Source organism: Mycobacterium sp. NGS16 (assembly GCF_059813225.1).
On record NZ_JCALEE010000018.1, the window covers coordinates 1 to 4,934 of the forward strand.

Sequence of the window (4,934 nt, forward strand, 5' to 3'; positions counted from 1 at the left end):
GGCGAAGCTGGAACCGCCGAAAAACCCCCGCCATTCTCGGTAGCGTGCCGGTGAGGGAAGGAGCTCCCGTGCACTACACCCGCACCGATACCATCGCCGCTCGCCCAGCAGAGGTGTGGGCAGTCCTAGCCGATGTCGAGCACTGGCCGGACTGGACGGCATCGATGCGCGAGATCGTCCGACTCGACTCCGGCCCGCTGCGTGTCGGCAGCACCGCGCGTGTCCGCCAACCCACCGGCCGGCCGATGGTCTGGACCGTCACCGAGTTGGCTAACGAGCGGTCGTTCACCTGGACCGCGTCGGCATCCGGAATCCGGTTCACCGGCTACCACGAGCTCACGCCGACGGAGTCCGGTGTCCAGGCGGTCCTGACCTTCACGTTGACCGGTCCGATGGCCTGGCTGGGCCGGTTGCTCGCCGGTGGACGTATCCGACGCTATGTCGATATGGAGGCCGAGGGACTCAAGCGGCGCTCGGAAGGCCGCGCGACGACCTAGCGGCGATCGCAACAGCGACGGAGCCGGTGGCAGCAGGTCGGCGCCATGAATGTAGCGGCGTTACCTGCAAGGACACCGGGGGCTGTGGCCGATCGGATGCCGAGATGCACCAAACGGCGAGATTTGCAAGTTGACATGTGCCAAGCTCCATGTCTACCGTGGGGCCAAACCTACGGAACCGTAGGTTTGGCCGGGGGGCCAATCGACTGACCATATGTCGATCCGGGATGGAGCAAACATGCCGAACGTCCAGACAGCGCTGCTGCATGAGCTGGAGCCGATTGTCGAGCAAAACCTCAACCGTCACCTCAAGGCCGCCAAGCCCTGGCTGCCCCACGACTATGTGCCGTGGAGCAAGGGGCGCGACTTCGCGTTCCTCGGTGGCGAGGACTGGGTTCCCGAGGACTCGCCATTGGATCCGGTCGCGAGGGCCGCGCTGCTGGTCAACCTGCTGACCGAGGACAATCTGCCGTCGTACCACCGGGAGATCGCCACCCGCTTCGGCCGGGACGGCGCCTGGGGCTCCTGGGTCGGGCAGTGGACCGCCGAGGAGGGCCGCCACAGCATCGCGCTGCGGGACTACCTCGTCGTCACCCGGGGCATCGACCCGGTGAACCTCGAGAACATGCGGATGCAGCACACCATCGCCGGCTACGACTCCGGCGACAAGACTCCGCTGCAGGCGCTGGCCTACGTGTCGTTCCAAGAACTCGCCACCCGGGTGTCGCACCGCAACACCGGCAAGGCCTCGGGCTGCCCGATCGCCGACCAGTTGCTCGCCCGGGTCGCCCTCGACGAGAACCTGCACATGGTGTTCTACCGCAACCTGATGGATGCGGCCCTGGACATCGCGCCGGATGCGGCCATGTGCGCCATCCGCGATGAGGTGCTCGGCTTCTCGATGCCCGGGATGAACATGCCCGGCTTCCAGGAGAACGCCGTTCTGATCGCCAAGGCCGGCATCTACGACCTGCGCATCCACCACGACGACGTGGTGCAGCCGGTGCTGCGGTTCTGGAAGGTCTTCGAGCGGGACGACTTCGGCCCGGAGGGCGAGCAGGCTCGCGAACAGGTCGACGGGTTCCTCAAGATGGTCGACGAGCGGGCCAGGTACTACGAAGAGAAGGCCAAGGACCGCGAGAGCGTCTTGAGCTCCTGATTCAACCCGTCACGGTCAGATAGATCAGCGCCACGTTGAGCAGGCCGACCACCACCGTGACGGTCCAGCCGAGCACCGAGGTCAGCCGCCGGTTGGCGTCTTCGCCCATCAGGGCGCGGTTCCCGGTGAGTCGGATCAGCGGCGCCAGCGCGAACGGGATGCCGAACGAGAGCACCACCTGGGAGATCACCAGTGCCCGGGTCGGGTCGGTCCCGATGGCCAGGATCGCCAGCGCCGGTATCAGCGTGATCAGCCGGCGCCACAACAACGGCACCGACACCCGCAGCAGGCCTTGCATGATCATCGCGCCGGCGTAGGCGCCCACCGACGTGGAGGCCAGGCCGGAAGCCAGCAACCCAACCGCGAAGAACAGCGCGAGCGTCGGGCCGAGCCCGTCGCGCACCGCGGCGTGGGCGCCCTCGATGGAGTCGGTGCCGTCGTGCCCGGCCAGGTTCGCCGCCGCCACCACCAGCATGGCCAGGTTCACCGCGCCGGCCACCAGCATCGCCAGGCCGACATCCCACCGGGTCACCCGCAGCAGTCGTCGCCGCGCTTGCCCGGCTTCGGCTCGTCCGTGCCGGTCGCGGGCCAGCCCGGAGTGCAGATAGACCGCGTGCGGCATGACCGTGGCCCCCAGGATCGCAGTCGCCAGCAGCACGCTCTCGGTGCCGTCGAAGCGGGGCAGCAGGCCACCGGCGATGTCGGTCACCGGCGGGGGAGCGACCACCAGGCTGGCCAGGAACCCGATCGCGATGATGGCCAACAGCCCACTGGAGACCTGCTCGAAAGCCCGCGGTCCACGCCGGTCGCCGACGACCAGCAAAGCCATCGACACCGCCCCGGTAATCACCCCGCCCAGCATCAACGGAAGCCGGAAAATCAGGTTCAGCGCAATGGCACCGCCCACCACCTCGGCGAGATCGGTTGCCATGGCGACCAATTCGGCTTGCAGCCAATACGCGATCCGGGTCGGGCCGCGGGCAACAGAACCGACCGCCTCCGGCAGTGAAAGCCCGGTCACCAGGCCCAGTTTGGCGGCGAGGTACTGCACCAGCGCGGCCATTACATTCGCGGCGACGATCACCCAGACCAGGAGGTACCCGAACGTCGCGCCGGCACTGACGTTGGCGGCGACATTGCCCGGATCGACGTAGGCGATGGCGGCGACAAACGCGGGCCCGAGCAGATACCAGCCCGGCTTTTCCCGTACCGGCTTGCCCACACGCGTCATCAAGGACGAGCGTAGAGCCCCCGTCCGGTGACCAGCGGCAGATCCAGGGTGGTCCGGATTCCCGGCTCGGCGGCCACCACCGCGGGAATCGCGTTGACCACGCGCATCGCGGTGGCTACCAGCCCGGCGTGATTGTGGTCGCCATTGGGACTGGACAGGCACAGATCCAGCGCATACGACGGTTCACCGGTCACCTCGACCCGGTAGGAACCGCCGGGCTGGGCCGGCTGTGGCCACTCCGGGCACAGATCTTTGCGCAACCGGGTGACGTGTTCGAGCACCACGGCCGCCTCGCCGTCAACCATGCCGCGCACCTCGAATCGCAAAGCGGCCGCGGTGCCTTCGGCGATGTCACCGGCGGAGATGGAGAAGTCCTCCGGTGCGGGCACCCGAACGTGTGACTGCTCGACCGAGTCGAGTTCGAGGCCCAGACCGGCCGCGAGCTGACGCACCACCGAACCCCACGCCAGGCTCAGCACGCCGGGCTGCAGCAGCATTGGAATCTCGTCCATCGGCTTGCCGAACCCCATCACGTCGAACATGACGGCGGCGCTGTCATAGGTGGCGTAGTCGACGATCTCCATGCAGCGGATCTGCTGGATGCTCTGGCAGGTGCCGGCCAAGGCCAGCGGCAGCAGGTCGTTGGCGAAGCCCGGGTCGATGCCGTTGATGAACAGGCTCGCCCTGCCGGCCTGGGCAGCATCCTCCAGCGGGGACAGCATCTCCGGCGGGATCACCTGCCATGGGTACTGCAAGAACACCGCGCTGCTGCCGACCACGTTGACACCGGCGTCCAGGATGCGCCGGAAGTCCTCCAGCGCCTCGCCGAGCCGGTTATCGGCCAGCGCGGTATAGACCACGCACTGCGGCTTGGCGTCGAGCACCTGCTGCAGGTCGGTGGTCGCGGACACGCCGGCCGAGACATCGAGGCCGGCAAGTTCGCCGGCGTCTTTGCCGGCCTTGGCATCCGAGGAGACCCAGACACCGGTCAGCTCGAATTCCGGGTTGGTGATCAACGCTTTGAGCGCGTGCACGCCGACGTTGCCGGTGCCGATTTGGGCGACGCGAATGGGCATACCGGTGTCCTCTACAGGTCGGGGATGGGCAGATCGAGATTCGGGAACGTGATGCCCCCGTCGACTTCGAGCACCTTGCCGGTGAGATAGCTGCCGGCCGGCGAGGCCAAATACACTGCGGCGGCGGCGATGTCGTCCGGCTCGCCGAGCCGGCGCATCGGGGTCACCTTCTCCATCGGCTCGCGCAGTTCGTCGTTGGAGGCCACCACATCCAACGCCGAGGTCAGGATCGATCCCGGCGCGATTCCGTTGACCCGGATCTTCGGGCAGAGGTCCATGGCGGCCAGCCGGGTGTAGTGGGCCAGCGCGGCTTTGGCGGTGCCGTAGGCGGCGAATCCCCGCCCGGCCAGCCGGCCCATGGTCGAGGTGATGTTGATGATCGAGCCGCCACCGGAGTGTTCCAGCATCAGCGGCACCGCAGCGCTGGTCAGGGCGTGCGCGGTCACGACATTGAACGTCAACGCGTCCTTGAGGTCTTTGGCCGAGGTGGTCAGCAGCATGTTCGGCATGGTGCCGCCGACGTTGTTGACGACGATGTCGAGCTTGCCGAAGGCGTCGACGGCCTCGCCGGCCAACTTGGCCGTCTCCTCGGGGTGGGCCAGGTCGGCGGCCACGATGTGGGCGCGACGTCCGGCGCCGTCGATCTGTTCGGCGACGGTCTCTAGTTGGGATCGGGTGCGCGCGGCGATGACGACGTCGGCGCCGGCTTCGGCGAACGCAACCGCGATCGCCGCCCCTAAGCCCCGGCCGGCGCCGGTGACGACGGCTACGCAGTTATCGAGTCGGAATTTGTCGAGGATCACGTAGGCACGCTAACAAGGATCCGTCGCCAGCTGAACCCCTTTTCTGAAACACGTTCTAATTCGGCTCCGGGGCCCTCCGGATGTGCGGCTGCACGGGTCAGCCGATTCGGGTACAATCGAACACATGTTCGATAACGGTTTGCCGGAGCCGGCGTCGTTGGCGGAGGT

General features: G+C 67.3%; 5 protein-coding genes. 2 read left to right on the plus strand and 3 right to left on the minus strand.

From position 1 onward, the window contains the following. The first annotated feature begins 68 nt into the window (after nucleotides 1-68). Both AC5Y4Q_RS21570 and AC5Y4Q_RS21575 read left to right on the plus strand, forming a co-directional pair. Complete coding sequence (locus AC5Y4Q_RS21570; RefSeq protein WP_064923777.1) at nucleotides 69-497, plus strand: SRPBCC family protein; 429 nt, start codon at nucleotides 69-71, stop codon at nucleotides 495-497. A 238-nt stretch (nucleotides 498-735) separates the two neighbouring features. After that, nucleotides 736-1,656, plus strand: a complete 921-nt coding sequence (locus AC5Y4Q_RS21575; protein ID WP_064923778.1) for an acyl-ACP desaturase — start codon at nucleotides 736-738, stop codon at nucleotides 1,654-1,656. A 1-nt stretch (nucleotide 1,657) separates the two neighbouring features. On the opposite strand, the gene AC5Y4Q_RS21580 is transcribed toward AC5Y4Q_RS21575, so the two are convergent. From AC5Y4Q_RS21580 to AC5Y4Q_RS21590, 3 genes are read right to left on the minus strand one after another with little or no spacing between them, the layout of a single operon-like run. Beyond that, entirely contained in the window at nucleotides 1,658-2,887 is a 1,230-nt protein-coding gene (locus tag AC5Y4Q_RS21580; protein ID WP_499960164.1) for an Nramp family divalent metal transporter, read from the minus strand. Further along, the gene (locus AC5Y4Q_RS21585) at nucleotides 2,887-3,963 is read right to left on the minus strand and encodes an NAD(P)H-dependent amine dehydrogenase family protein (RefSeq protein WP_064923780.1); all 1,077 of its coding nucleotides are present in this window, start codon (nucleotides 3,961-3,963) and stop codon (nucleotides 2,887-2,889) included. Before AC5Y4Q_RS21585 ends, AC5Y4Q_RS21580 begins: the two co-directional genes overlap by 1 nt. An 11-nt stretch (nucleotides 3,964-3,974) precedes the next feature. After that, nucleotides 3,975-4,766, minus strand: coding sequence for an SDR family oxidoreductase (locus tag AC5Y4Q_RS21590; RefSeq protein WP_064923781.1), 792 nt, complete (start codon nucleotides 4,764-4,766; stop codon nucleotides 3,975-3,977). Nucleotides 4,767-4,934: the final 168 nt, after the last annotated feature.

Excerpts from the sequence above, each read along its gene's own strand:
- AC5Y4Q_RS21575 (WP_064923778.1), top strand. The coding sequence starts at position 736 with ATGCCGAACGTCCAGACAGCGCTGCTGCATGAGCTGGAGCCGATTGTC.
- AC5Y4Q_RS21580 (WP_499960164.1), bottom strand. The coding sequence starts at position 2,887 with ATGACGCGTGTGGGCAAGCCGGTACGGGAAAAGCCGGGCTGGTATCTG.
- AC5Y4Q_RS21585 (WP_064923780.1), bottom strand. The coding sequence starts at position 3,963 with ATGCCCATTCGCGTCGCCCAAATCGGCACCGGCAACGTCGGCGTGCAC.